The organism is Stenotrophomonas sp. Y6 (genome assembly GCF_022436665.1).
In the GTDB taxonomy this organism is placed as follows: domain Bacteria; phylum Pseudomonadota; class Gammaproteobacteria; order Xanthomonadales; family Xanthomonadaceae; genus Stenotrophomonas; species Stenotrophomonas acidaminiphila_A.
Genome location: NZ_JAKUKB010000009.1, coordinates 1 through 24,457, shown reverse-complemented (window position 1 = coordinate 24,457; position 24,457 = coordinate 1). Strand labels below are relative to the sequence as shown.

Here is a 24,457-nt window from a genome sequence, read left to right as displayed (position 1 = left end):
AGCGATGCATAAACACCTGCCGAAACTGCTGTTCCTGCTGCTGGCCTGCGCCGGCGCCACCGCTGCCGCCGGGCAGGGACTGAAGCAGCCACGCCCGGGCCTGTTCACCGGCGGCCAGCCCAGCGCGCAGCAGCTGCGCGACGCCGCGCAAGCCGGCGTCACCAGTGTCATCGACCTGCGCATGCCGCACGAGGACCGCGGCTATGACGAGGCCGCCGCCGCCGAGGCGCTGGGCCTGCGCTACGTGCGCCTGCCCATCGACGGCGCCGGCGGCATCAGCGAGGCCAACGCGCGCACGCTGGACCGCCTGCTGCGGCAGGACCCCGGCAGCACGCTGCTGCACTGTGCCTCGGGCAACCGCGCCGGGGCGCTGCTGGCGCTGGCGCAGGCGCGCGTGCACGGCGCTTCCCCCGAAGCCGCGCTGCAGTTCGGCCGCGATGCCGGCCTGACGTCGCTGGAGCCGGCCGTGCGCGCGGCGCTGGAGCACCCCGCGCGGCCGTGACCGCGCCACACCGACAAGGACACCCCCGCCGATGACCCGCTGGTGGTCGCGCCTGCGACCGGACAACTTCACCCTCGCCCTGCTCGCCACCGTGGCCCTGGCCAGCGCGCTGCCGATGACCGGCGATGCCGCGCGCGGGCTGGACCGCTTCACCGACCTGGCCATCGCCGCCCTGTTCTTCCTGCATGGCGCACGCCTGCCACGCGAGTCCATCGTCGCCGGCATGCTGCACTGGCGCCTGCACCTGGTCATCCTGGCCTGCACGTTCGTGCTGTTCCCGCTGCTGGGGCTGGCGTTCAAGCCGCTCGCCGGATGGGCGCTGACGCCCGACCTCTACGTCGGCGTGCTGTTCCTGTGCGCGCTGCCGTCCACGGTGCAGTCGTCCATCGCGTTCACTTCGATGGCCGGCGGCAACATCCCGGCGGCGGTGTGCGCGGCCTCGCTGTCGAGCATCCTCGGGGTGTTCCTGACCCCGCTGCTGATGGGCCTGCTGGCCGGCAGCCAGGGCGGCATGGCCGATCCGCTGCACGCGGTCGGCGCGATCATGCTGCAGCTGCTGGTGCCGTTCGTCGCCGGGCACCTGCTGCGGCCGTGGATCGCGCGCTGGGTGGAGCGGCAGCGCGCGCTGCTGCGCTACACCGACCAGGGCACGGTGCTGCTGGTGGTCTATGGCGCGTTCGGCGAATCGGTGGTGGAAGGGCTGTGGCACAAGACCCCGGTGGGCTCGCTGCTCGCCGCCGCGGGGGTCGCGGTGGTGCTGCTGGCCATCGCCATGCCCGGCATCACCTGGCTGGCGCGGCGGCTGGGGTTCAGCCGCGAGGACGAGATTCCCATCGTGTTCTGCGGCTCCAAGAAGAGCCTGGCCACCGGCGTGCCGATCGCCAAGGTGCTGTTCGCCGGCGGCAGCCTCGGCGCGATCGTGCTGCCGATCATGATCTACCACCAGCTGCAGCTGATCGTCTGCGCGGTGGTGGCGCAGCGCTACGCGCGCCGCGTCCCGTAGCCGAGGGGCTTGCCCCGCAGGAGGCGTTCCCGGCGAAGCTTCGTGCGGGGCGAGCCCCGCACCTGCGGCGCGGGCCCGGCCTCAAAGCCAGGGCAGCAGCCAGTGGTCCACCAGCAGGAAGGCGAACAGCGCCATCAGGTAGACCACCGAGTAGCCGAACATCTGCATGTTGAACATTTCGTCCGGCGGATCCTGCATCTTCCACGCGTACCACAGGAACACCAGGTTCAGCACGGTAGCGCCGCCGAGATAGAACACCCCGCTCATGCCCAGCGCCACCGGCAGCAGGGTCACCACCACCAGCACCACCGAATAGAACAGGATCTGCCGGCGGGTGTGCGCCACGCCATGGGTGACCGGCAGCATCGGCACCGCGGCCTTGGCGTAGTCGGCGCGGCGGAAGATCGCCAGCGCCCAGAAATGCGGCGGCGTCCACACGAAGATGATCAGCACCAGCAGCGAGGCGTAGGCCCAGTCGGAGCCCCCCTGCATGCCGGTCACCGCCGCCCAGCCGAGCAGTGGCGGGGTCGCGCCGGCGAGGCCGCCGATGACGATGTTCTGCGACGTCGCCCGCTTCAGGTACACGGTGTAGACCACCGCGTAACCGATCAGCGAGGCGAAGGTCAGCACCGCGGTGATCACGTTCACCCACAGCACCAGGATGGTCATCGACAGCGCGGTCAGCGCACCGGCGAACACCAGCACCTGCCGCGGGGTCACCTTGCCCACCACCAGCGGCCGCCACGAGGTGCGCGCCATCTGTGCGTCGATGCGCGCATCCAGCAGCTGGTTGATCGCCGCGGCGGCGCCCGCCGAGAGCCAGATGCCGATGAAGGCCACCGCGCCGGTCAGCGCCTGCGCGGCGGTCGGCCAGCCGGGGATCGCCAGGAACATGCCCACCAGCGCGGTGAACACGATCAGGGCCACCACCTTGGGCTTGGTCAGGTCCCAGTAATCACGCAACGTCGTACTCATCGGCTCACTCCGGGGCACGCAGCCGCGCCAGCAGCGAGACCAGCACGAACAACAGGCACACGGCGCCGCCGTTGTGCATCACCGCCACTGCCAGCGGCAGCGCGAGCTTGACGTTGAGCACGCCCAGGGTGACCTGCAGCAGTACCAGCACGCCCAGCGCGCTGGCCCAGCCGCGCATGCCCGGCAGGCGGAACATGCGCACCGACAGCACCAGCAGGTACACGGCCACGACCACGGCCATCATCCGGTGCGCCATCTGGATGGCGATGCGCGAGGCGCCATCAAGCACGCCGCCTTCGTAGTCCACGCCGATGCCGCGCCACAGGGTGAAGCCTTCGGCGTAGTTCTGCGGCGGCCACCACTGGCTCACGCAGCGCGGGAAATTGTCCAGCGACGCACTGCCGCCGCCGCAGGCCAGCGCCGCGTAGTTGGCGCTGACCCAGCCGCCCAGCGCGATCTGCAGCACCAGCAGCGCCAACCCGGCGCGCAGCCACCAGCGCAGGCGCGGTGCCTGTACCAGGGTGATCGGCAGGTGCGTGGCCTTCCACGCCATCCATACCAGCAGGCTGAACATCAGCATGCCGCCGAGCAGGTGGCCCATGACCACGATGGGCTTGAGCAGCCAGGTCACCGTCCACATGCCCAGCAGCGCCTGGAAGATCACCACCGCCAGGGTCAGTACCGCCGCGCGCGACAGGTCGATGTTGGACCAGCGCAGCGCCGCCAGCAGCAGGATGGCCTCGCCGCCGATCGCCAGCACGCTGGAGGCGACATGTTCGCCGCGCATGTACAGGGGAATGGCCAGCGCCACCAGCGCCGAGGCGGTCACCACCTGGGCCACGCCCCGGCGGTGGCGGCGCGCGGCCAGCAGCGCCAGCGCCAGCACCTCGACGCCCAACAGGCCGGCCAGGAAGCGGTGCACCTGCTCGCGCCAGGCCTTGTGGCTTTCCAGCGGGCGGATCTCGCTGGCCACGTGCTGCGCGGCCTCCACCTGGGTCTGCGGCCAGGTGACGCGGCCGTAGCAGGTCGGCCAGTCCGGGCAGCTGAGCCCGGCATCGGACAGGCGCACGAACGAGCCGAACATGATCGTGCTCGCGGTCATGATCAGGGCGAACCACGCCAGGCGGTGGAAATTGCGGTACAGCGCCGGACGCGCGGGGGCATTCATCGGATGGAACTCACTTCAGTTTCAACAGCCTGGAAAGATCGGTGCGCAGGCCGCCCGGGTCGAAGCCGGGCGCATAACGCAGGACCACGAAGCCGTTGGGATCGATCACGTAAACCGGGATGCCGGCGGGGTCGTCCACCCCCGGCAGTTTCGCGCGGAACGCCGGCGAGGCCTGCAGCACCTTGAGCGCCGGCGAGGCCACCACCTGTTCCGGCGGCGTGCCCAGCCACAGTATCTCGACATTATCGGCGTTATGCCCGAACAGCCGCCATACGGTGTCCAGCTGCTGCGACAAAGTGACGCAGGCCGGCGCGCAATCGGCGGCCGGCGCCAGCACGATGCGCCAGTGGCGGGCGGCCGGGTTCCATGCATAGGCGCTGCCGTCGGCCAGCCGCAGCCGTTCCTGGCGCAGGTCCAGCGCCGGGTCGAACAGCTGCCCGTGGTTGCGGTTGACCTGCGGCATCCAGCCGGAGAAGCGCAGGATGCCCGCCAGCGCCATCGACCCGAAGAACAGGGCGAAGATGAGCAGCAGTACGCGGCGGCCGCGCTTGCGGATGACGAGTTGTTCCGGGGTCAGGGCATTCATGTGCGGCATTTTCCCATGGCTTGGCGTTCAGCGCCCGCGGCGGCGGACATGCAGCACGCCGGCGATCACCAGCACCGCCAGCGCCATGGCGAACCACTGCACCGCATAACCGAGATGGCGCGAAGGTGGCAGGGTATTGGGCAGCAGCTCCAGGTCGCGGGCGTAACCCAGTGGCATGGCCGGATCCAGCCGCAGCACCTGGCCCGGCAACGCAGCGGCCGGCAGCTGCAGCTGCGCGGCGACGGCGGGAATGTCCAGGCGCGTGGCCAGCCACACCCGCGGCTGCGCGGTGGCCGCCAGCGCCGGCCCCAGCGCCAGGCCCGGTGACGGCGGCGGCGCCCACAGGCCCTGCACCTCGATCCGCCCCTGCAGCGGCACGATGGACGGCAACCGGCGGTCGCCCGGCAACGGCAGCCAGCCCAGGTCGACCAGCACCACATCACCTTCCGCGCGCGCGGCCTGGTACACCTTCAGCCCGGGGCGACCATCGCGCAGCTGGTTGTCCAGCAGCACCGTGGCGGGCAGGAACTCGAGCGTGTCGTGCACCCAGTGCAGCGTGGCCGGCGCGCGCATCGCCTGCGCCAGCGCCAGCCCGTGGCTGCGCTCCGGCGGCACCTGCGCCAGCAGCGCCTGCTTGTCGTGCATGCGCTGCAACTGCCACGCGCCGAGCGCGCTGAACAGCGCGGCCACCGCCAACGCCAGCAGCCAGCCCAGCAGCCCCGTGTGCTGTCGCGTCATGACAACGGCGCCGCGAGCGGGTGAGATAGCAACGCCTTCCCACTCCTAGAGCCGTGCATGAATGATTCGCTGAAGACACTGCTGGTGATCGCGTTCCTGATCGTCATCGTCTGGAATCTTGGCGCCGGGCTGTACTACCTGATGATCGACCGCGGCCAGACCAAACGCACGGTCAATGCCCTGACCCGGCGCATCGTGCTGTCGGTGGTGCTGATCCTGCTGGTGATCCTGGGCATCTACAGCGGCTGGATCAGGCCGCACGGCGTCGGCGGCTGACACCGGGCGCGTCCATGAAGTGAACCAGAGAGCGGTGCGCCGGGATCCCGTCCGATGCCCCGCTCCCTGTCTTTCCTGCCGCTTACAGCACGTAGACGAACAGGAACAGCATCAGCCACACCACGTCGACGAAGTGCCAGTACCACGCCGCGGCCTCGAAGCCGAAATGGTTGTCGCGGGTGAAGTGGCCCTTGGCCGAGCGCAGCCACATCACGATCAGCATGATCGTGCCCAGCGCCACGTGCGCACCATGGAACCCGGTGAGCATGAAGAAGGTCGAGCCATAGATGCCCGAGCCCAGGGTCAGGTTGAGCTCGCCGTAGGCATGCATGTATTCCTCGGCCTGGAAGAACAGGAACACGCAGCCCAGCAGCACGGTGGCGCCCAGCCAGATCAGCAGCTGCCGGCGGTTGCCGGCCTTGAGCGCGTGGTGGGCGATGGTCAGGGTCGCGCCGGAGCTCAGCAGGATCAGCGTATTGACCAGCGGCAGGCCCCACGCCGGGATGGTCTGGAACATACCGCCGATGCCGCCGGGGCCGTTGGTCGGCCAAGCCGCCGAATAGCCGTCCCAGAGGATTTCGTTGGTCGCCACGCCGTGGCCCTCGCCGCCCAGCCAGGGCAGGCCATAGACGCGGGTATAGAACAGCGCGCCGAAGAAGGCGCCGAAGAACATCACTTCCGAGAAGATGAACCAGACCATTCCCATGCGGAACGAGCCATCGACCTGGCGGTTGTAGTTGCCGCCGACCGACTCGCGGATGACGTCGCCGAACCACAGGAACAAGGTGAACACCAGCATCGCCAGGCCCACGAAGAAGGTCCAGCGGCCCCAGCTGGCGTCGTTGAGCCAGCTGGCCACTCCGACCATCAGCACCAGCATGGAAATCGAGCCGACGAAGGGCCAGCGACTCTGGCTCGGCACGAAGTAGACGTTGGCATCAGGCGTGTTATGGGCCATGGCTTGCTTCCGGATCCGTGGTCAGGGGGCCGCGTGCGACGAGCCGCCGGCCGAAGCCGGCGCCAGCTGCGCCGTCAGCGCGTCATTCTTGAAGAAGGTGTAGGACAGGGTGATCGTGCGGACGTCTGCGGGCAGGTCCGGATCGACGATGAAACGTACCGGCATCTCGCGCTGCTCGCCGGCCTGCAGGGTCTGCGCGGTGAAACAGAAGCACTCGGTCTTGTTGAAATAGCCCGACGCGCGGGCCGGTGCCACCGAGGGCACGGCGCTGCCGACCAGCGCGTGGTCGCTGTCGTTGCGGGCGAAGTACAGCGCCTCGTTCAGCTCGCCCGGCACCACGTCCATGGTCAGCTTTTCCGGATGGAAAGCCCACGGCAGCTTGGAATTGACCCCGCCGTCGAACTCCACCCGCACCAGGCGCCTGCCGGTGGCGGATGCGGACGCGGCGGCCTGGCTGGCGCCACGCTCAAGGCGCACGCCGAACACCTTCTCGCAGGCGATGCGGTACAGCGGCACCAGCGAGAAGGTCAGCACGAACACGCCCAGCGCCACGCCGAGCAGCCGGACGATGCCGGCATTGCGTTCGGGCCGGGGCGCGGGCGTGGTCAATGCGCGAGTACCCCGGACAGGATGAAGCCGGCGTAGATCAGTACCGCGATCACGCCCACCACCAGCGCCGTGCGCCGCGAACGGCGGCGGCGCAGGGCCAGCTCATCGGGTTGCCAGTCGGGACGGCTCATCGTCGCGCGCCTCAATGGGTCACGTCGTCGTGGGCCAGGTCACCCGGCCGGATCACCGGCGGCACGGTGAAGGTATGCGCCGGCGCCGGCGACGGCACGGTCCACTCCAGGCCCTTGGCGCTTTCCCAGGCGCGCGCTTCGGCGCGCTGGCCGCTGCGCAGCGACGACAGCAGGATGGCGGCCATCAGGAACGGGGTGACGAACATGCCGAACGCGCCGATCGAGCTGACCAGGTTCCAGTCGGCGAACACCGGGTTGTAGTCGGGGATGCGGCGCGGCATACCGGCCAGGCCGAGGAAGTGCTGCGGGAAGAACAGCAGATTGACGAACACCATCGTCCACCAGAAATGCACCTTGCCCCAGAACTCGTTGTACATGCGCCCGGTCCACTTCGGCCACCAGTAGTAGACCGCCGCGATCAGCGCCAGCACCGCGCCGGTGACCAGCACGTAGTGGAAGTGCGCCACCACGAAATAGGTGTCGTGGTACTGGAAGTCGGCCGGCACGATGGCCAGCATCAGGCCGGAGAAGCCGCCGATGCTGAACAGCACCACGAAGGCGATGGAGAACAGCATCGGGGTCTCGAACGTCAGCGCGCCCTTCCACATCGTGCTGACCCAGTTGAACACCTTCACGCCGGTCGGGATCGAGATCAGCATGGTGGCGAACATGAAGTAGATCTCGCCGCCCAGCGGCATGCCCACCGTGAACATGTGGTGCGCCCACACGATGAACGACAGGAATGCGATGGCCGCGGTGGCGTACACCATCGCCTGGTAGCCGAACAGCGGCTTGCGGCTGAAGGTGGGGATGATCTCGCTGATCACGCCGAACGCCGGCAGGATCATGATGTAGACCTCGGGATGCCCGAAGAACCAGAAGATGTGCTGGTACATCACCGGGTCGCCGCCGCCGGCGGCATTGAAGAAGCTGGTGCCGAAGAACTTGTCGGTCAGCAGCATGGTCACCGCGCCGGCCAGCACCGGCATCACCGCGATCAGCAGGAACGCGGTGATCAGCCAGGTCCAGCAGAAGATCGGCATCTTCAGCAGGTCGATGCCCGGGGCGCGCATGTTGAGCACGGTAGCGATGATGTTGATCGCGCCCATGATCGAACTGATGCCGGCCACGTGGATGGCGAACACGCTGAAGGCGACGTTGTAGCCGCCCTGCAGCGACAGCGGCGGGTACATGGTCCAGCCGCCGGCGGGCGCGCCGCCGGGCAGGAACAGGGTCAGCAGCAGCAGCGTGAACGCCACCGGCAGCAGCCAGAACGACCAGTTGTTCATGCGCGGCAGGGCCATGTCCGGCGCGCCGATCTGCAGCGGGATCATCCAGTTGGCCAGGCCCACGAAGGCCGGCATCACCCCGCCGAAGATCATCACCAGCGCGTGCACGGTGGTCATCTGGTTGAAGAATTCCGGCTTCATGTGCTGAAGCCCGGGCTCCATCAGCTCCCAGCGGATCAGCACCGACATGAAGGCGCCGATGATGAACATCAGGAAGCTGAAAAGCAGGTACAGCGTACCGATGTCCTTGTGGTTGGTCGAAAAGAACCAACGCTCGAAGAAGCCTTGCTGGTGGCCGTGATGGTCGGAGTGGCCCACTGCGGAGTTCGCCATTGCAGCTATACCTCGTTATCCAGTTTCCAGGCATCGCGCCGGCAGCGGCCGGCGCGCGGCGGTATCAGGCGCCGGGCGCCGCGGGCGCCGGCTCCGCGGCAGGCGCGGCCTCCAGCTGCGGGGCGTCGGTGGCGGGCGCCGGCTCGGCGGCCGGGGCGGGTTCGGCGGCCGGCGCAGGCGCGGGCTTGCGCGAGGCCAGCCACGCCTTGAACTCGTCCTTGGACACAGCCTTGACCACGATCGGCATGAACCCGTGGTCCTTGCCGCACAGTTCGGCGCACTGGCCGCGGTACACGCCTTCCTGCTCGATGTTGGTCCAGCGCTCGTTGATGAAGCCCGGCACGGCGTCCTGCTTCCAGCCCAGCGCCGGCACCCACCAGGCGTGGACCACGTCGTCGGAGGTGATGACGAAACGAACCTTGGTATCGACCGGCAGCACCAGCGGGTTGTCCACGTCCAGCAGGTAGTGCGGGTCGGACGCCAGGGTCGGCACCGCGCCGCTCTGGCGCACCTCGTCGGACTTGCGGTCAAGGCGACTGGTGAACGCCACGTCCTCGCCCAGGTATTCGTACTTCCACATCCACTGATAGCCGGTGATCTTCACCGTCATCTCGGAATCGCGGGTGTCGTACATGGCGATCAGCTTGGCCGTGGCCGGCCATGCCATCACCACCAGGATGATGATCGGGATGACGGTCCAGATGATCTCGGCCTTGGTGTTGTGCGAGAACTGCGCCGCCACCGCGCCCTTGGACTTGCGGAACTTGACGATCGCATAGCCCATCGCGGCGAACACGATCAGGCCGATGACCGTGCATACCCACAGCGCCACCATGTGCGCGTCCCACGCCATGCGCGCGGTGTGGGTGACGCCCTTGCCCATGTTGAGCTGCCAGGGCTTGGGATCACCCGCCTGGGCCCATGCCATGGGTGCGGCCAGCGCCATTGCCGCCACCCCCAGACCCTGCCTGCACCACACTCCCCACCTGTTGCTTTGCTTCATTGCCTAGACCCTTGACGTCATCGGTTGCGGCCGTCACTGGCCGCGAGCAAGCCATCCAGCGTCGCCGCCAGTTCCCTGCGTTCGGCGGGCGCGAGGAGACTCCCCACTTCGACCCGCTTTCCGCTGGAGACCAGCACGACCCGTTCGTCCTCGATCACCAGGCGCACCCAGTACGGGTGGGCGCGGAAGACCGGCGGACATCCGGCTGCGGGAATCACCTCCACGCAGTCCGGTCCTACCCGGATCTCTTCCCGGCGTTCGCCGCTGCGCCAGGACGCGCGCAGGGCAGCTCCCACCAGGAAGCAATGCAATAGCGCGAAGACCGGGGCGAAAACGTTTCCAGACAGCCAACCCAGGCCTGCGGAGAACGCCATCAACCCTGCCAGCGCGACGAACAACAGGACGAACTGCCGGGCGCTGAGCGCCCGTGGGGGATGCAGCACCAGCTGCGCACGTGAGTCGCCTTCAACCTGCCGAAGCATCTCGATCATGTCGCAACCGCGTCCGTACCGCGGAAAACGGCTTCGATGGTAGCCCCGCCCAATCACCCCGGCAAGCTCTCATTCATCATTGTTGTGATTGCTGCACTGCACACTGGATCGGCCGCCGGCTGAAGCGACATCGGCAGAAAATTTGCCGGATTCAGCACAAACAGACTCCGTGCCGCCTGTTTCCCCGAATCGCCCACCCACCAATGGTTTTGCCACCCCAACGGGGCACCGGCGAGGGCTGGGAAATTTGACGCAAGGGATTAAAATGGCCGAATCCCAACGTGTCCCGACGTGGTCATGCCCATGAATGCAACACCCTCCGCCCAGGCCGCCACGGCGCGGCCGCTGCTCTCGCCCGAACTGCCGCCGCCACCGGCCGCACTGCGCCAGGCCATCACCGATGCCTGGCTGAAAGACGAAACCACCCATGTGCGCGAGCTGCTGGAACAGGCCCGCCTGCCGGCCGACGAACAGGCACGGGTCCAGGCCACCGCCGCCGACCTGGTGCGCCGGGTGCGTGCCCGCGCCCGCAACCAGGGCGCGATCGAGGCGTTCATGCGCCAGTACGACCTGGGCAGCGAGGAGGGCGTGCTGCTGATGTGCGTGGCCGAGGCGCTGCTGCGCATCCCCGACCAGGAAACCGCCGACAAGCTGATCCGCGACAAGCTCGGCGAGGCCGACTGGAAGCGGCACATGGGCCAGTCCGATTCGGTGCTGGTCAATGCCTCGACCTGGGGCCTGATGCTGACCGGCCACCTGGTCGACCTGGCCGACGACACCAAGCGCGACGTGCACGGCGCCTTCAAGCGCCTGATCGGCCGCGTCGGCGAACCGGTGATCCGCCTGGCCGTGCGCCAGGCGATGAAGATCATGGGCCACCAGTTCGTCATGGGCCGCACCATCGACGAGGCGCTGGCGCGCTCGCACAAGGGCGACAACGGCAACTACCGCTATTCCTTCGACATGCTCGGCGAAGGCGCGCTGACCATGAAGGACGCGCTGCGCTACCTGGAAGACTACCGGCGCGCGATCCATGCCATCGGCACGGACAACCTGGCGCGCGGCGGCAGCGCCGATGGCGACGTGACCCGTTCGCACGGCATCTCGATCAAGCTCTCGGCGCTGTACCCGCGTTACGAGCACGCCAAGCGCGAGCGGGTGCTGGCGGACCTGGTGCCGGGCGTGCTGGAGCTGGCGCAGCTGGCCAAGTCCTACGGCATCGGCTGCACCGTCGACGCCGAGGAGGCCGATCGCCTGGAGCTTTCGCTGGACATCATCGAACGGGTGGTTACCAATCCTTCGCTCAAGGGCTGGGAAGGCTTCGGCATCGTGGTGCAGGCCTACCAGAAGCGCACCCCGTACACGATCGACTACCTGGCCGACCTGGCCCGCCGCATTGGCCACCGCCTGCAGGTGCGGCTGGTCAAGGGCGCCTACTGGGACGCGGAGATCAAGCGCGCGCAGATCGATGGCCTGCCCGGCTACCCGGTGTTCACCCGCAAGCAGAACACCGACGTGTCCTACCTGGCCTGCGCCAGGCGGCTGTTCGGCCACAGCGACGTGCTGTACCCGATGTTCGCCACCCACAACGCGGCCACCATCGCCGCGGTGAAGCAGATCGCGCAGGGCCGCACCTACGAGCACCAGAAGCTGCACGGCATGGGCGACGACCTGTACGCCGAAGTGATCCCGGCCAACCGCCTGGGCGTGCCCTGCCGCGTCTACGCGCCGGTCGGTTCGCACGAGGACCTGCTGCCCTACCTGGTGCGCCGCCTGCTCGAGAACGGCGCCAACTCCAGCTTCGTCAACCGCATCACCGACGAGGACGTGTCCATCGACGAGCTGATCCGCGATCCGGTCGAGGCCGTGTCCTCGTTCGCCTCCATCCCGCACCCCAAGATCCCGCTGCCGGTCGACCTGCTGCGCAGCCAGAACCACGACAGGAACAACTCCATGGGCATCAACCTCGCCAACGACAACGCACTGCGTGCCCTCGCCGGGCAGCTCAACGCCGCCGTCAAGCCGTGGCAGGCCGCCCCGCTGGTGCCCGGCGCCACGCCCGCCGGCGCCAGCGTCGCGGTGACCAACCCGGCCGACCACCGCGACGTGGTCGGCCACTGGCAGGCCGCCGACAGCGCCACCGTGCAGCAGGCGCTGGCCAACGCCGTCGCCGCGCAGCCGGCCTGGAACCGCACGCCGGCCGCCAGCCGTGCCGCGATCCTCGAGCATGCCGCCGACCAGCTGGAAGCGCGCATCGCCGAGTTCATGGCGTTGTGCGTGAAGGAAGCCGGCAAGAGCCTGCCGGACAGCGTCGCCGAAGTGCGCGAGGCGGTGGATTTCCTGCGTTACTACGCCAAGCAGGCGCGCGAGCAGTTCGGTCACGCCGAAACGCTGCCGAGCCCCACCGGCGAGAGCAACGAGCTGCAGCTGCACGGCCGCGGCGTGTTCGTCTGCATCAGCCCGTGGAACTTCCCGCTGGCGATCTTCCTGGGCCAGGTCAGCGCCGCGCTGGCCGCCGGCAACAGCGTCATCGCCAAGCCGGCCGAGCAGACCAACCTGGTCGGTTACTACGCGGTCAAGCTGCTGCACGACGCCGGCGTGCCGGCCGAGGTGCTGCAGTTCCTGCCGGGCGACGGCGCCACCGTCGGCGCCGCGCTCACCGCCGACCCGCGCGTGGCCGGCGTGGCGTTCACCGGCTCGACCGAAACCGCCCGCGCCATCAACCGCGCGATGGCCGCGCGCGACGCCGCCATCGGCGTGCTGATCGCCGAGACCGGCGGCCAGAACGCCTTCATCGCCGACTCCTCGGCGCTGCCGGAGCAACTGGTCAAGGACGCGATCGGCTCGGCCTTCACCTCGGCCGGCCAGCGCTGCTCGGCGGCGCGCGTGCTGTTCGTGCAGGACGACATCGCCGACAAGGTGATGGGCATGCTGGCCGGTGCCATGGCCGAACTGAAGGTCGGCGACCCGGGCGAACTGTCCACCGACGTCGGCCCGGTGATCGACGCCGACGCGCTGCGGATCCTCGAGCAACACGCCGTGCGCATGGATGCCGAAGCCCGCCTGATCGCCACCGCGCCGCTGTCCGACGCCACTGCGCACGGCACCTTCTTCGCCCCGCGCGCCTACGAGCTGAAGGACCTGGGCCAGCTGCACCGGGAGATCTTCGGGCCGGTACTGCACGTGATCCGCTGGAAGGCCGACCAGCTCGACGCGGTGATCGACCAGATCAACGCCACCGGCTACGGCCTGACCCTGGGCGTGCACTCGCGCATCGACGAGACCGTCGAGCGCATCGCCTCGCGCGTCAACGTCGGCAACGTCTACGTCAACCGCAACCAGATCGGCGCGGTGGTCGGGGTGCAGCCGTTCGGCGGCCAGGGCCTGTCCGGCACCGGCCCGAAGGCCGGCGGCCCGCACTACCTGCTGCGCTTCGCCACCGAGAAGACGGTGACGGTCAACACCACTGCCGCCGGCGGCAACGCCTCGCTGCTGACCCTGGGCGACTGATTGCCGGCATGTCCCCGTGAACGAAAAACCCCGCGCAGGCGGGGTTTTTCGTGCTCTACCGGTCGCGCCGGGCCATGCCTGGCGACGATCATGCCGCCACGCTGAACCGGCTGTCCGCACGCTTGGCCAGCGCGTGCCGCACCGTCGCGATGCGCGCTTCCAGGTCGCCCTGCAGCAGCACGTACTGGGCACCCCGCGCCTGCAGCTCGTGCACGTACCACGCATGCTGCTGCGCGCGGAATGCCTCCCCCAACCGCGTGCCGTCCTGGTCGAACGGAATATCCGGCGCGCACAGGAACAGCAGGTCATATGGCCGCAGTGCAGCCTGCTGCAGTGCCTCCGGTGCCGCACCAAACATCCAACCGCTGTAGCCCAGCGTCACCCACGGCGTGGTATCGCAGAACAACCAGCGATACGCGCGCCGCGCGGCCTCGTCTTCGTGTTGTGGCTGTGTCATTGCGATGCGAAGCAGATCCTCCGGCTTCAGTTCTCCTCCCTGCCGCTCCCATAACGTGCGGCCATATTCCGGCACCCAGGCGGTCTGCATATGCTCGGCCATCATGCGCGCCAGCGTGGTCTTCCCGGTGGACTCGCCACCAATGAACGCCACGCGCTGCACGTAGGCCGCATATACCTCGGCGGAAAGGCTGTGCCGATGTGCATGTGGATCGGCACGCAGCTGCGTGCCGCTGGCCTGTCCGACATCACGCGTACGCTCCAGCCGTTCATGACGCACCGGCGCGTTGAAGCAGGCCGCCAGCGTGTCGGCAAAGCCATCGCCGTAGTCCTCGCCGGTGAATACCGCCTGCACCGGACCATCAAACAGGTGCTGGCACAGCCAGGCGGTAAACATGCGCTGCACCTGCTCGCTGTCGCTGTCCTGCGGCAACACGCGCGGCGGCAGCCCGTGTTCGGCACACAAGGCTGCCAGCCGCGCATCATCCAGTACCACCACCGTCGCCAGGGGGAAGCGCGCACGCAGCCAGCGCTCGCGACGCGCAGCGCTGTAGCCGGCAAAGCCCGGCTGCGACCAGCCGATCACCAGCAACTGCTGGCAGCGCGTGGAGGCAAAGTTGATCAGTCGTTCATGGCCGAGGTGCAGCGGGCAGAACTTGCCCACCACCAGGCCACGCTCGGCCCGCTCAGGCAGCGGCATGGGCCGCCTTTGCCTCATCGCGCATCAGATGCCGCCAATGGCGCAGCGCCACCAGCGCGTTGATCCAGAAGCCGACATACAGGATCGAGGTCAGGTGCAGGCCGCGGCTGTAATACAGCGGTACCGCGATGCTGTTCACCAGCAGCCACAGCCACCACGACTCCAGCTTGCGCCGCATCATCAGCAGCTGCGCGATCACGCTCAGCACCAGCACGGCAGAGTCGACATACGGTGCATAGGCGTTGGTCAGACGGGTCAGCATCCAGCCGTAGCCGAACGTGGCCAGCAGCGCCAGCGGTACCAGCCAGGCCCACGCGCGCGGTCGCAACGAGGTGATCGGCAGCGGCGCGCCGTGGTCGCCGCGCAGCCACTGCCACCAGCCCAGCACGCTGATCGCGACGAAGAAGAACTGCAGCACCATGTCCGCGTACAGGTGCGACCGCTGGAACACCAGCGCGAACAGCGCGCAACCGACAATGCCCAGCCACCATGTGTGTACGTTGTTGCGGCCGGCCAGCAGGATCGAACCGGCGACGGCGATGTTGGCGGCCAGCTCCAGCTGGAAGGCGGGGTCGGACAGGTTCATGCCGCATTGTCGCCCGTCGTGCGCCGCGGGGCGACGGTACGCGCGGCAATGCGCCGCCCACGAAAGCGAAGGGCCCCGCTTGCGCGGGGCCCTCCGGTCAGTCGTACCAGGCGTGCCCGGATCAGAACTTGTAGTTCATCGACGCGGCCAGGATGTCGCCACCGACCTTGTACTTGCCCTGCAGCACGTTGCCGGTGCTGCTGGTGGCGTTGATCGCCGGGTCGTTGGTGAACAGGTGGGTGTAGCCGAAGTTGAACTCGGTGTTCTCCTTCGGGGTCCAGCCCAGGCCGAACGACAGCCACTTGCGGGTCACGTCCGGCACGCGCACGTCGCGGTGGCCGTAGGTGGTCGGGGTCTCGTCATAGGCCACGCCGCCACGCAGGGTGATGGTGTCGGACAGCTTGTACTCGGTACCGATCGAACCGAAGGTGGTGTCCTTGTAGCCGAACACCAGCACGTTGTCCGGCTGGTTCGACGCGAAGTCCACGGTCACCTTGTCGAACGCGGTGGCCCAGGCGGTGCGCGACACGTCGCCCATCACCGTCCAGCGGTCGTTGACCTTGTGGGTCACGCTCAGGGTGGCCGAGGCCGGCAGGGTCACCGTGGCCTTGCCGCTGGTGTCGACGAACAGGCCCTTGGCCGCCAGGCCCAGCACCGCGTCGACCTTGCCCGGGACATCGAAGCGGGCCTTGCCGCCGGTGATCTTGTGCTCGACCTTGGAGCGATAGCTCAGCGCGATGTTGGTGTTCTCGGTCGGGCTGAAGGTACCGCCGATCACGTAGCCGACGGCATTGTTGTTGCCTTCGACGGTGGCGTAGCCATCGGCGCTGCCCGGCACCAGGCCCAGCGCGGCGCTGGCGCCCTTGCTGGAGCTGTAGGCCACGGCGCCGAAGTCCACGGCATTGGCCAGCTCGATGGTCAGGTGCTCGACGAACACGCTGGCGCCGAAGGACACGTACGGGTTGACGTCATAGGAGAACGCCGCGCCCAGGTCGACCGCCTTCAGGTCGGTCTTGGTGCCGTGGTAGCGGCCCACCCAGTCGCGGTCGTATTCGGTCTTGAAACCGAACGGCGCGGTCAGCGACAGACCGAAGTGCATGTTGTCGTTCTCGCCGAACGGCACGTGGAAGTACGCGGCCGGAACCGGGGCGATCATGCCGGCGTCACCGCCGTTGCCGCCGGAGATCGGGGTGCCCTTGCCAGCGCCGGTCGGGCCGGCGTTGCGGGCGCTGTAGACGTCTTCCATCTTGGCCGAGAAGCTGATCGCGCTCAGATCGGCCTGGAACTGGCGGCCGTCGAGCAGGCGCATCGAAGCCGGGTTGGTGGCGATCACCGAAGCATCGCCCCAGGCGGAGCTGGAACCGGCGAAGGCGCGGCCCAGGCCCTTGGCGCTGTTCTCCTTGAGCTGGAACGCGGCGGCGTCGGCGTGGCTGAAAGCCAGGGCACCGGCAATGCCGACGGCCAGGGCGGTGACGCGTGCGAGGGTGGAAGCGGTATGCATGTTGGAAGCTCTCTCCGTAGGCCAAAGGTGATTCGTTGTGCGCCTGCACCCGGTGCCGTCGAACGGCCCTGCGGTGCGCCGGATTCCCCTCCCGACATACGACGCCGTATGCAGTATCCATCAAGCTTGTTAACTAAACAATAACGCCCCCGCATTCATTTCCTTCGGCTCCATCACCCTGTCCGGCCCCGCACGGGGTAGGCTTCCGCGTCCATGTTCGTTTCCATTCCCTCCCGCGACAAACCCGGACTCCGCTGGGCGGTGCCGCTGCTGTTCGCGGCGATCTGGCTGGCCTTTCTCTGGTCGATCTCGCGGCCGGACGAGGCCCGGCGTTCGCTGTGGATGGACTGGGGCGCGCTGTCCACCGGCCTGGGCAATCCCCAGGACTGGTGGGCCGCACTGCGCGACGGCAGCGTGCTGCGCCTGTTCACCGCGCTGTTCCTGCACGCGGACTGGTCGCACCTGCTGGGCAACCTGGTGTTCCTGCTGATCTTCGGGCTGCCGGCCGAGCGGGTGCTGGGGCCGTGGCGGCTGTTGTTGCTGTTCCTGCTGGGCGGTGCCGCGGCCAACCTGGCGGCGCTGTACGCCATGGGATCGCCCGACCAGATCATCATCGGCGCCAGCGGCGCGGTATCGGCACTGCTGGGGGCCTACCTGGCGCTGTTCCCCGGCGCGCGGCTGGGCGTGGTGCTGCCGCTGGGGCTGTTCCTGGAGTTCGTCCGCGCACCGGCGTATCTGTTGATCGGCGTGTGGGCGGCATTGCAGATCGTCTTCGCCTACATCGGCCCCAGCTTCGGCATGGTGGCCTGGTCCGCGCATCTGTCCGGCTTCCTGTTCGGCATTGTCTACGGGCTGTACGTGCGCGCGGCCATCGCCCGGCGGCTGCGCAAGCGCCACGGGTTCTAGCAGCCGCCGGCTCCGCGCGCTCCCTATAATCGCGCCATGAGCAGCAAGCCCCTGTACAAGATCACGTTCCTCAATCACGGCAAGGTCTACGAGCTGTATGCCCGGCGCGTGGGCAGCAGCCACCTGTGGGGATTCAACGAAATCGCCGAGCTGGTGTTCGACCTGCACGACGGGCTGGTGGTCGATCCCACCGAAGAGCGCCTGCGTGAGGAGTTCGCCGACACCAAGGTGCTGCACCTGCCGATGCAGAGCATCGTGCGCATCGAGGAAGTGGAAAAGAAGGGCCAGTCGGCCATCCGCGATGCGGCCACCGGCGAGAAGGTGGTCACCCCGTTCCCGATGCCCGCCAAGCCGCGCTGAGCACCGGCTGCGGGATCATCGCCGCGGAATTGGCTGCACGCGTGCAGCACGCCCGGCCGCGCGCCGCTGCTACCTTCCCATTGTCGGGCTTGCCGCGGCGCGCACCGGCGATTGACACGCAGGCCCCCCGGCGCGCGGGAAGCGCGCGCTATTTGCCGCCGTCGGCCGCCTCCGGCCTGGCAGGCACGTTGACGCCCGCCGGCGCAGGCGCTGCCTGCGGCTTCGCCGGGACATCCGGCCGTGCCGCGGCCGCGGGCCGGGCAGCGAGCGAGCCCGGTCGCTTGAGCTCACGCAGGGCCGAGCGCACCGGCCCTTCGCCCGGCAACACGACGCCGGTGGCGACGCCGCTGGTCTCGTCGTCGCCACGCAGGTGACCCGGCAGCTTGGCCTCGCTGAAGTCGGCGATGGCAGCCGGCACGTCCTTGTCCGTGGTGCCCGGATCCGGGGTCAGTTCCACGTCCGGTACGATGCCGGTGGCCTGGATCGAACGTCCACTGGGCGTGTAGTAACGCGCGGTGGTGAGCTTTACCGAGTCGCCGTTGTCCAGCGGCAGCACGGTCTGCACCGAGCCCTTGCCGAACGTGCGGCTGCCGACGATGCGCGCACGCTGGTTGTCGTGCAGCGCACCGGCCAGCACTTCCGAAGCACTCGCCGAACCGGCATCCACCAGCACTACCACCGGCGCGCCCTTCATCAGGTCGCCGGGCGTGGCCTCGAACCGGGCATCGCTGACCGAGATGCGGCCGCGCGTGCTGACGATCCCTCCCTTCTCCAGCAGGTCGTCGGCAACCTGCACCGCCGCGGTGAGCAGGCCGCCCGGATTGCTGCGCAGGTCCAGCACCAGGCCCTTCAGCTTGCCGCCGGCCTGCGACTGCAGTTGCGCGAGGTGCTTCTGGAAGTCGGCGCCGGTATCGGCCTGGAAGGTGCTGATGCGCACATAGCCATAGCCCGGCTCGAGCATCCGGCTGCGCACGCTGGTGACGCGGATGGTCTCGCGGGTGACGGTCACGTCGAACGGCTTTTCCTCGCCGCGCTCGATGGTCAGCACGACCTTGCTGCCGGCGGGACCGCGCAGCGGTTCCATCGCCTCGAACGCACTGATCGGCTTGCCGTCGATGGCCACGATCAGGTCGCCGGCGCGCAACCCGGCCCGCGCGGCGGGCGTTTCGTCGATCGGCGACACCACCTTGAGCGCACCGTCCTGCTGCAACAGCTCGACGCCGATGCCCTCGTAGGCGCCCGTGGCCTGCTCATCGAAGGCCTGCGCGTCTTCCTTGTCGAAATAGGTGCTGTGCGGATCCAGGTCCAGCAGCAGGCCGCGCACCGCCGACTGCATCAGCTTCTTGTCGTCCACGGGGTCCACGTAGGCGGCGCGCACCGCGTTGTATACCGCGACGAAGCGGCGGATCTCGTCCAGCGGCACCCGCGAGGTGACCGACTCCTGGGCATCGGGGTCGTCCGCCTTGGGCGTCTTGTCCGGGGCGCCCTGCGCCAGGCCGACGGCCGGCGACAGTGCGAACAGCAGGGCAGCAGCAAGGCCGGCTACACGCATGAACCACTCCATGAAAACGGATGCGCACCATGCGCGTCGGACCGATTATGCGCGAACGCCGGTGGAATTCACGTTGAACGCGGCCGCCGCCGGGGGCGCCCGCTCAGCCGCCGCTCACTGGCGCTGCAGCCAGGTACCCGGGTCCACCGGCTGGCCGTTGCGGCGCAGCTCGAAGTAAAGCGCCGTCACGCCCTGGCCACCGGAGTTGCCGACCCGTGCCACCGCCTCGCCGCGGCGCACCCGCGCGCCCGAATCGCGCAGCAGGGTGTCGTTATGGGCATACAGGCTCATGTAGCCATTGCCGTGGTCGACGATCAGGATCATGCCGTAGCCGGTCATCCAGTCGGAGAAGACCACCGTGCCGTCGGCGACCGCGGTCACCGTGGTGCCGGGCGGGGCACCGATCAACACCCCGCTGCTGGTGCGGCCATCCGGCAGGCGCCCGCCGTAGCGGGCCAGCAGGTTGCCGGACAACGGCCAGCCCAGCCCGCCGACCTTCGGTGCCGGCGCATTCGCGGTGACCCGCGGCGGCACCTTGCCGGGGGTGGGCCGCGCCGTCCCGGTGGCCGCCTGGCGCGACTGCTCGGCGGCGGCACGGCGCGCGGCCGCCTTGCGCTCGGCCTCGGCGCGTGCGGCCGCCGCGCGCAGGCTGGAGAGCAGCTGCTCGAGTGCCCGCGCGTCCTTGCCCAGCACCTTCTCCCGCTCGCTGCGGTCCTGGTAGCGCTGGTCCAGCTCGGCCGCCAGCTGCGCGCGCCTGCGCCGGTCCTCGGCCAGCGCGGCAGCCTGCTCGCGCTGCTGCGCGCGTGCCTGCTCCAGCTCGCGGCTGCGCGCCAGGATCTCCTGTTCGTTCGCTGAAAGCGCCTGGAGATCGCCGGCCAGCGAGGCGATGGTCCGCGCCCGCTCGCGCTGCAGGTAACGGTGGTAGGCCAGTTCGCGATTGGCGTCAGCCACGCGGTCCTGCGACAGCAGCAACTTCAGCGGGGCATGGTTGCCCAGCCGGTAGGCGCCGCGCAGCAGCGCGGCAAGCTGCTCGCGCTGCCGCGACAGGTTGGCTTCAAGCGTGGCGCGGCGTTGCTGCAGCCCGGCCAGTGCCTGCTGTTCGCGGCGCATCGCCGCCTCGGTGTCGGCCACCGCCCGGCCGCTGCGGGCCACCTTCTGGTCGGCCTCGCGCAGCCGCCGCGACGCCGCTTCCCGCTCGGCCTGCAGGCGCTGCCGCTCCTGGGCCACGTTCTTGAGTTCGCCGCGTACCTGCTGCAGCTTCTTTTCCGCATCGCGCGGGGTGTTCTGCGCCGGCGCGGACGGCACCAGCAGCGACAGCCCCAGCAGGCAGCCGGCGGCCCAGGCCGGCGGTGCCGGGAAGCGGGCGGGCGGGCGGCGGGAGGGTCGCAAGGGCATTCCAGTGACTTCAGGCAGATGCGGATTGTATCCAGCCATGGTGCCATCCCGGCTCGCCCACAGGAAATCCCGACGGAGACCCGCGATGAACCGATTCCTTCTTCTGCTGGCCCTGGGCCTGGCCAGCCCACTGGCGATGGCGTCCGACGACATCAGCAAGGTGAACGGAAGCATCCGTACCGACTCCGGCACCGCCTACCGCGACCTGGACACCGTCAATGGCAGCATCCACCTCGCCAAGGGCGTGCAGGCACGCAGCGTGGAAACCGTCAACGGCAGCATCAATGCCGACGACAACGTGCAGGCGCGCAGTCTGGAGACGGTGAACGGCGCGGTGCGTGCCGGACGCGGGCTGGTCCTCTCCGGCGACGTGGAAACCGTCAACGGTGGCATCTTCATCGACCAGGGCGGACGCATCGGCGGCGGCGTGGAAACCGTCAACGGTGGCATCGGCCTGGTCGGGACCGAGGTCGGGCGCAACATCGAAACGGTGAACGGCGACATCACCGTCGGCATCGGCTCGCATGTGAAGGGCGGCATCCGCGTGACCAAGCCGTCGTTCAGCCTATCACTGACGCCCCCACGCAAGCCGCGGGTGATCATCGGCCCCAACGCGAAGGTCGACGGCCCGCTCAACTTCGAGCGCGAAGTGACGCTGTACGTGCACGACAGCGCCTCCATCGGCCCGGTCAGCGGCGCCACCGTGCGGCGCTTCGACAGCGAGGCCGCGCCGAAGGATTGAGCGCTTCGCGGCAGGCTTGCCTAGAATCGGGCTTCCCCTTTCATCCGGAGCCCGGTTCCATGCCCCGCAGATTCCTGTTGTGCCTCGCCGCGGGCGCGGCGCTGGCCGCGTGCCGGCAAGAGGCCACGCCGCCGCAGGCGCCGGTGCCCGCTCCCGCGCCGGGACATGCATTCTCCACCGGCATCAACGCCGCGGACTTCGCCGAACTGGTGAAGACGCTGGCATCGGATGCGTTCGAAGGACGCGCGCCAGGCAGCCGCGGCGAACAGCTGACCGTCGACTACATCCGCGACCAGATGCAGCGCATCGGCCTGCAACCGGGCAACGGCGACAGCTGGTTCCAGGAAGTGCCGATGACCGAGACCATCGCCGATCCCGCAACCGTGCTCACACTCGTGCATGGCGACGCCCGGCGCACGCTCGCCTTCGGCAGCGACATGGTGGTCGGCACCCGCAGCGGCCAGCCGGAAGTGCGGATCGACGCCAGCGACATGGTGTTCGTCGGCTACGGGGTGGATGCGCCGGAGCAGGACTGGAACGACTATGCCGGCCAGGACTGGAAGGGCAAGACCGTGGTGATGTTGGTCAATGACCCCGGCTTCCACGCGGGCAATGCGCGCCTGTTCGAGGGCAAGCGCATGACCTATTACGGGCGCTGGACCTACAAGTTCGAGGAAGCCGCGCGCAAGGGCGCCACCGCGGCGCTGATCGTGCATGACACCGCGGGCGCGGCATACGGCTGGGACGTGGTGCGCAGCTCCTGGGGGGGCGCGCAGTACGACCTGCCGGCTGCCGAAGACAAGGAGCCACGCCTGCAGGCGCAGGGCTGGCTGAGTGCGGAAGCGGCACGGCAGCTGTTCGCCGATGCCGGGCTCGACCTGGACAAGGCCTATCGCGATGCCGGCAGGCGCGGCTTCAAGCCGGTACCGCTGCGTACCACGCTGTCGCTGGACCTGAAGAGCAGCATCGCGGAGAAGAAGTCGCGCAATGTCGTGGGCGTCCTGCCCGGCAGCAGGCGCGCCGACGAGGCCGTGCTTTACATGGCGCATTGGGACCACCTGGGCAGGCAGGCGGACCAGGCACACGACGCGCAGGCCGGCGACGACATCTACAACGGTGCCGTGGACAACGCCACCGGCGTAGCCGGCATCCTCGAGATCGCCGACGCGATGGTCCACCAGCAGCCGGCGCCGGAGCGCTCGGTGGTGTTCCTTGCGGTGACGCTGGAGGAGTCCGGCCTGCTCGGCTCGCAGTATTACGTCAGCCATCCCACCTTCCCGCTGGACAAGATCGCCGGCGTGATCAACATCGACGCGATGTCGGTCAATGGCCGCGCCCGCGACATGACCGTCACCGGCTATGGCAGCTCGGAGCTCGAGGACATCCTCAAGCCCCTGGCGGCGGCGCAGAAGCGGACCCTGCACGCGGAGTCGGCGGTGCAGAGCGGCTTCTATTTCCGCTCGGATCATTTCAACTTCGCCAAGGCCGGCGTTCCGGCGCTCTACGCTGGCGGCGGGGTGGACCTTCTGGATGGCGGGGTCGAGGCCGGCAGGAAAGCCGCCGAAGCCTATGCCCGCGAGCGTTACCACAGTCCGCGCGACGAGTACGACGCTGCCAGCTGGAGGCTCGACGGCGCCCTGCAGGACCTCGAACTCCTGTACGGCGTCGGCCGCGAACTGGCGGGTGGCGACAGTTGGCCCAACTGGTACGAAGGCAACCCGTTCAAGGCCGACCGCGATCGCATGATGCAAGGCCGGCGCACGGCCAACGACTGATCCGCATCGGTCGTGCACCTGCACGGCCGGTGATGCGCAACGGTTTCATGGCCGGCTCAGCGAACATCACCACGCTGGACCCGCGCGCGGAGGGTTTTCCGATCCTGCGTTCGACGCAGGAAGCGCGGTTGCAGAGGGTGATGTCGAACCGTTTTGGTTTTGGGGGCACGAACGCGACGCTGGTATTCGGCCGGGTGTGATCTTCGCGTTCTGGCGGTAGTGATGGAAGCAACGGCGCCTTTTGGCGCCGTTGTCGTATGTCGGTGGGCGACGATCAGCTTGAGGCTGCACCTGCTCCACGCCCTCGCCTGGGCGGATCGGTTCCGGTGCAGCAGCCAGGCCCGCGTGGCTGCTGGCCTTTCTGTCTGTCCCGCGCCTGCAGGGCGGCCGTCGCAGTGCCCTCCTGCAGATTCGAGGGCTCGACACGTAGCGCGTCAGCGCGAGGGAGGCATGCAGCTGCTGGAGCGTGCGGTCACGACGAGGCGGTACGCATCACCGCACCCAACCTTGCCCACGCGCAGGGCGGTTTACCGCCGGGCAACGCCCGCAGCAACGCTGACTTGAGGGGTGGAAAACGCCAACGGCGCCGTCAGGCGGCGTCACGCTTTACGACACCGGCGGCCCTAGGCGCCGTTGTTTCCCCTTCCGCCGCGGGCCCATGCGTTACCGGGTGGTTTTCCGAAGGTGGGTTTCACGGATTCCGGCGTGGCCGGGCCGGGCCGGGCCGAAGGATTTTAGATGGCGCACAAAAGCAAACCCCCGCTGCGTGAGCAGCGGGGGTTTGGGGGTAAAGCCCCTGGCGATGACCTACTCTCGCATGGCTTGAGCCACACTACCATCGGCGCAGCTGCGTTTCACTTCCGAGTTCGGGATGGGATCGGGTGGTTCCACAGCGCTAATTTCACCAGGGAG

General features: G+C 68.6%; 23 protein-coding genes, 1 rRNA gene and 1 pseudogene. 9 read left to right on the top strand and 16 right to left on the bottom strand.

Going from position 1 to position 24,457, the window contains the following annotated elements:
* The first annotated feature begins 4 nt into the window (after positions 1-4).
* Entirely contained in the window at positions 5-502 is a 498-nt protein-coding gene (locus MKP15_RS11740) for a sulfur transferase domain-containing protein (protein WP_104937782.1), read from the top strand.
* A 31-nt stretch (positions 503-533) separates the two neighbouring features.
* Positions 534-1,505 carry a bile acid:sodium symporter family protein gene (locus tag MKP15_RS11735; protein ID WP_240212815.1) on the top strand — a complete coding sequence of 324 codons (972 nt, stop codon included), beginning with the start codon at positions 534-536 and terminating at the stop codon, positions 1,503-1,505.
* Between the two features lie 81 nt (positions 1,506-1,586).
* On the opposite strand, the gene cyoE is transcribed toward MKP15_RS11735, so the two are convergent.
* Genes cyoE through MKP15_RS11715 form a run of 4 tightly spaced genes read right to left on the bottom strand, consistent with a single transcriptional unit; the run spans position 1,587 to position 4,972 of the window.
* The gene (gene cyoE / locus MKP15_RS11730; protein ID WP_104937780.1) at positions 1,587-2,480 is read right to left on the bottom strand and encodes a heme o synthase; all 894 of its coding nucleotides are present in this window, start codon (positions 2,478-2,480) and stop codon (positions 1,587-1,589) included.
* A gap of 4 nt (positions 2,481-2,484) precedes the next feature.
* Positions 2,485-3,648 carry a COX15/CtaA family protein gene (locus MKP15_RS11725; protein WP_161613970.1) on the bottom strand — a complete coding sequence of 388 codons (1,164 nt, stop codon included), beginning with the start codon at positions 3,646-3,648 and terminating at the stop codon, positions 2,485-2,487.
* Positions 3,649-3,658: 10 nt separating this feature from the next.
* Positions 3,659-4,243 carry a hypothetical protein gene (locus MKP15_RS11720; protein ID WP_104937778.1) on the bottom strand — a complete coding sequence of 195 codons (585 nt, stop codon included), beginning with the start codon at positions 4,241-4,243 and terminating at the stop codon, positions 3,659-3,661.
* Between the two features lie 18 nt (positions 4,244-4,261).
* Positions 4,262-4,972, bottom strand: coding sequence for an SURF1 family protein (locus tag MKP15_RS11715; protein ID WP_240212814.1), 711 nt, complete (start codon positions 4,970-4,972; stop codon positions 4,262-4,264).
* A gap of 57 nt (positions 4,973-5,029) precedes the next feature.
* Here MKP15_RS11715 and MKP15_RS11710 point away from each other — a divergent pair, with 57 nt between their 5' ends.
* Positions 5,030-5,248 carry a twin transmembrane helix small protein gene (locus MKP15_RS11710; RefSeq protein ID WP_104937776.1) on the top strand — a complete coding sequence of 73 codons (219 nt, stop codon included), beginning with the start codon at positions 5,030-5,032 and terminating at the stop codon, positions 5,246-5,248.
* An 82-nt stretch (positions 5,249-5,330) separates the two neighbouring features.
* On the opposite strand, the gene MKP15_RS11705 is transcribed toward MKP15_RS11710, so the two are convergent.
* From MKP15_RS11705 to MKP15_RS11685, 6 genes are all read right to left on the bottom strand, one after another.
* Positions 5,331-6,206 (bottom strand): cytochrome c oxidase subunit 3, encoded by an 876-nt coding sequence (locus MKP15_RS11705; RefSeq protein WP_161613968.1) that lies wholly within the window; start codon positions 6,204-6,206, stop codon positions 5,331-5,333.
* A gap of 21 nt (positions 6,207-6,227) precedes the next feature.
* Complete coding sequence (locus tag MKP15_RS11700; protein WP_161613967.1) at positions 6,228-6,815, bottom strand: cytochrome c oxidase assembly protein; 588 nt, start codon at positions 6,813-6,815, stop codon at positions 6,228-6,230.
* Positions 6,812-6,946 (bottom strand): hypothetical protein, encoded by a 135-nt coding sequence (locus MKP15_RS16995; protein ID WP_256363883.1) that lies wholly within the window; start codon positions 6,944-6,946, stop codon positions 6,812-6,814. The genes MKP15_RS11700 and MKP15_RS16995 overlap by 4 nt, the downstream gene beginning before the upstream one ends.
* Before the next feature lie 11 nt (positions 6,947-6,957).
* The gene (gene ctaD, locus MKP15_RS11695) at positions 6,958-8,568 is read right to left on the bottom strand and encodes a cytochrome c oxidase subunit I (RefSeq protein WP_104937773.1); all 1,611 of its coding nucleotides are present in this window, start codon (positions 8,566-8,568) and stop codon (positions 6,958-6,960) included.
* Positions 8,569-8,632: 64 nt separating this feature from the next.
* Positions 8,633-9,571: a cytochrome c oxidase subunit II gene (gene coxB / locus MKP15_RS11690; RefSeq protein WP_240212813.1), complete on the bottom strand. Its 939-nt coding sequence runs from the start codon at positions 9,569-9,571 to the stop codon at positions 8,633-8,635.
* Positions 9,572-9,588: 17 nt separating this feature from the next.
* Positions 9,589-10,062, bottom strand: coding sequence for a DUF2244 domain-containing protein (locus MKP15_RS11685; protein ID WP_161615605.1), 474 nt, complete (start codon positions 10,060-10,062; stop codon positions 9,589-9,591).
* A 303-nt stretch (positions 10,063-10,365) separates the two neighbouring features.
* Here MKP15_RS11685 and putA point away from each other — a divergent pair, with 303 nt between their 5' ends.
* Positions 10,366-13,572: a bifunctional proline dehydrogenase/L-glutamate gamma-semialdehyde dehydrogenase PutA gene (gene putA / locus MKP15_RS11680; protein ID WP_240212812.1), complete on the top strand. Its 3,207-nt coding sequence runs from the start codon at positions 10,366-10,368 to the stop codon at positions 13,570-13,572.
* An 88-nt stretch (positions 13,573-13,660) separates the two neighbouring features.
* On the opposite strand, the gene MKP15_RS11675 is transcribed toward putA, so the two are convergent.
* From MKP15_RS11675 to MKP15_RS11665, 3 genes are all read right to left on the bottom strand, one after another.
* On the bottom strand, positions 13,661-14,728 hold the full coding sequence (locus MKP15_RS11675; RefSeq protein ID WP_240212811.1) for an AAA family ATPase: 1,068 nt from the start codon (positions 14,726-14,728) through the stop codon (positions 13,661-13,663).
* On the bottom strand, positions 14,715-15,314 hold the full coding sequence (gene pnuC / locus MKP15_RS11670) for a nicotinamide riboside transporter PnuC (protein ID WP_240212810.1): 600 nt from the start codon (positions 15,312-15,314) through the stop codon (positions 14,715-14,717). The genes MKP15_RS11675 and pnuC overlap by 14 nt, the downstream gene beginning before the upstream one ends.
* 121 nt (positions 15,315-15,435) lie before the next feature.
* Positions 15,436-16,815, bottom strand: a complete 1,380-nt coding sequence (locus MKP15_RS11665) for an outer membrane protein transport protein (RefSeq protein ID WP_104937768.1) — start codon at positions 16,813-16,815, stop codon at positions 15,436-15,438.
* Positions 16,816-17,028: 213 nt separating this feature from the next.
* Between MKP15_RS11665 and MKP15_RS11660 the strand changes: the two genes are divergently transcribed.
* Positions 17,029-17,721 (top strand): rhomboid family intramembrane serine protease, encoded by a 693-nt coding sequence (locus tag MKP15_RS11660; RefSeq protein WP_104937767.1) that lies wholly within the window; start codon positions 17,029-17,031, stop codon positions 17,719-17,721.
* Between the two features lie 36 nt (positions 17,722-17,757).
* On the top strand, positions 17,758-18,081 hold the full coding sequence (locus MKP15_RS11655; protein WP_104937766.1) for a DUF1820 family protein: 324 nt from the start codon (positions 17,758-17,760) through the stop codon (positions 18,079-18,081).
* A 148-nt stretch (positions 18,082-18,229) separates the two neighbouring features.
* Here the strand turns inward: MKP15_RS11655 and MKP15_RS11650 are convergent, their stop codons facing one another.
* Together MKP15_RS11650 and MKP15_RS11645 are read right to left on the bottom strand one after the other, a co-directional pair.
* The gene (locus tag MKP15_RS11650) at positions 18,230-19,633 is read right to left on the bottom strand and encodes a S41 family peptidase (protein ID WP_240212809.1); all 1,404 of its coding nucleotides are present in this window, start codon (positions 19,631-19,633) and stop codon (positions 18,230-18,232) included.
* A 114-nt stretch (positions 19,634-19,747) separates the two neighbouring features.
* Positions 19,748-21,028: a peptidoglycan DD-metalloendopeptidase family protein gene (locus tag MKP15_RS11645; protein ID WP_240212808.1), complete on the bottom strand. Its 1,281-nt coding sequence runs from the start codon at positions 21,026-21,028 to the stop codon at positions 19,748-19,750.
* 85 nt (positions 21,029-21,113) lie between these two features.
* On the opposite strand from MKP15_RS11645, the gene MKP15_RS11640 reads away from it, so the two are divergent.
* From MKP15_RS11640 to MKP15_RS11630, 3 genes and pseudogenes are all read left to right on the top strand, one after another.
* Positions 21,114-21,770, top strand: a complete 657-nt coding sequence (locus MKP15_RS11640; RefSeq protein WP_240212807.1) for a hypothetical protein — start codon at positions 21,114-21,116, stop codon at positions 21,768-21,770.
* 59 nt (positions 21,771-21,829) lie between these two features.
* On the top strand, positions 21,830-23,545 hold the full coding sequence (locus tag MKP15_RS11635) for a M28 family metallopeptidase (protein WP_240212806.1): 1,716 nt from the start codon (positions 21,830-21,832) through the stop codon (positions 23,543-23,545).
* Positions 23,546-23,574: 29 nt separating this feature from the next.
* Positions 23,575-23,745: pseudogene (locus MKP15_RS11630) on the top strand (beta-ketoacyl-ACP synthase I); the annotation flags it as partial.
* 594 nt (positions 23,746-24,339) lie between these two features.
* On the opposite strand, the gene rrf reads toward MKP15_RS11630, so the two are convergent.
* Positions 24,340-24,454, bottom strand: a 5S ribosomal RNA gene (rrf, locus tag MKP15_RS11625).
* Positions 24,455-24,457 lie beyond the last annotated feature (3 nt).

Coding starts and splice junctions, on each gene's coding strand:
- MKP15_RS16995 (WP_256363883.1), bottom strand. CDS start 6,946: ATGAGCCGTCCCGACTGGCAACCCGATGAGCTGGCCCTGCGCCGCCGC.
- ctaD (WP_104937773.1), bottom strand. CDS start 8,568: ATGGCGAACTCCGCAGTGGGCCACTCCGACCATCACGGCCACCAGCAA.
- MKP15_RS11650 (WP_240212809.1), bottom strand. CDS start 19,633: ATGCGTGTAGCCGGCCTTGCTGCTGCCCTGCTGTTCGCACTGTCGCCG.
- MKP15_RS11715 (WP_240212814.1), bottom strand. CDS start 4,972: ATGACGCGACAGCACACGGGGCTGCTGGGCTGGCTGCTGGCGTTGGCG.
- MKP15_RS11725 (WP_161613970.1), bottom strand. CDS start 3,648: ATGAATGCCCCCGCGCGTCCGGCGCTGTACCGCAATTTCCACCGCCTG.
- MKP15_RS11645 (WP_240212808.1), bottom strand. CDS start 21,028: ATGCCCTTGCGACCCTCCCGCCGCCCGCCCGCCCGCTTCCCGGCACCG.
- MKP15_RS11660 (WP_104937767.1), top strand. CDS start 17,029: ATGTTCGTTTCCATTCCCTCCCGCGACAAACCCGGACTCCGCTGGGCG.
- coxB (WP_240212813.1), bottom strand. CDS start 9,571: ATGAAGCAAAGCAACAGGTGGGGAGTGTGGTGCAGGCAGGGTCTGGGG.
- MKP15_RS11675 (WP_240212811.1), bottom strand. CDS start 14,728: ATGCCGCTGCCTGAGCGGGCCGAGCGTGGCCTGGTGGTGGGCAAGTTC.
- MKP15_RS11705 (WP_161613968.1), bottom strand. CDS start 6,206: ATGGCCCATAACACGCCTGATGCCAACGTCTACTTCGTGCCGAGCCAG.
- MKP15_RS11735 (WP_240212815.1), top strand. CDS start 534: ATGACCCGCTGGTGGTCGCGCCTGCGACCGGACAACTTCACCCTCGCC.
- MKP15_RS11685 (WP_161615605.1), bottom strand. CDS start 10,062: ATGATCGAGATGCTTCGGCAGGTTGAAGGCGACTCACGTGCGCAGCTG.
- MKP15_RS11640 (WP_240212807.1), top strand. CDS start 21,114: ATGAACCGATTCCTTCTTCTGCTGGCCCTGGGCCTGGCCAGCCCACTG.
- MKP15_RS11740 (WP_104937782.1), top strand. CDS start 5: ATGCATAAACACCTGCCGAAACTGCTGTTCCTGCTGCTGGCCTGCGCC.
- MKP15_RS11665 (WP_104937768.1), bottom strand. CDS start 16,815: ATGCATACCGCTTCCACCCTCGCACGCGTCACCGCCCTGGCCGTCGGC.
- pnuC (WP_240212810.1), bottom strand. CDS start 15,314: ATGAACCTGTCCGACCCCGCCTTCCAGCTGGAGCTGGCCGCCAACATC.
- MKP15_RS11655 (WP_104937766.1), top strand. CDS start 17,758: ATGAGCAGCAAGCCCCTGTACAAGATCACGTTCCTCAATCACGGCAAG.
- putA (WP_240212812.1), top strand. CDS start 10,366: ATGAATGCAACACCCTCCGCCCAGGCCGCCACGGCGCGGCCGCTGCTC.
- MKP15_RS11710 (WP_104937776.1), top strand. CDS start 5,030: ATGAATGATTCGCTGAAGACACTGCTGGTGATCGCGTTCCTGATCGTC.
- cyoE (WP_104937780.1), bottom strand. CDS start 2,480: ATGAGTACGACGTTGCGTGATTACTGGGACCTGACCAAGCCCAAGGTG.
- MKP15_RS11720 (WP_104937778.1), bottom strand. CDS start 4,243: ATGCCGCACATGAATGCCCTGACCCCGGAACAACTCGTCATCCGCAAG.
- MKP15_RS11635 (WP_240212806.1), top strand. CDS start 21,830: ATGCCCCGCAGATTCCTGTTGTGCCTCGCCGCGGGCGCGGCGCTGGCC.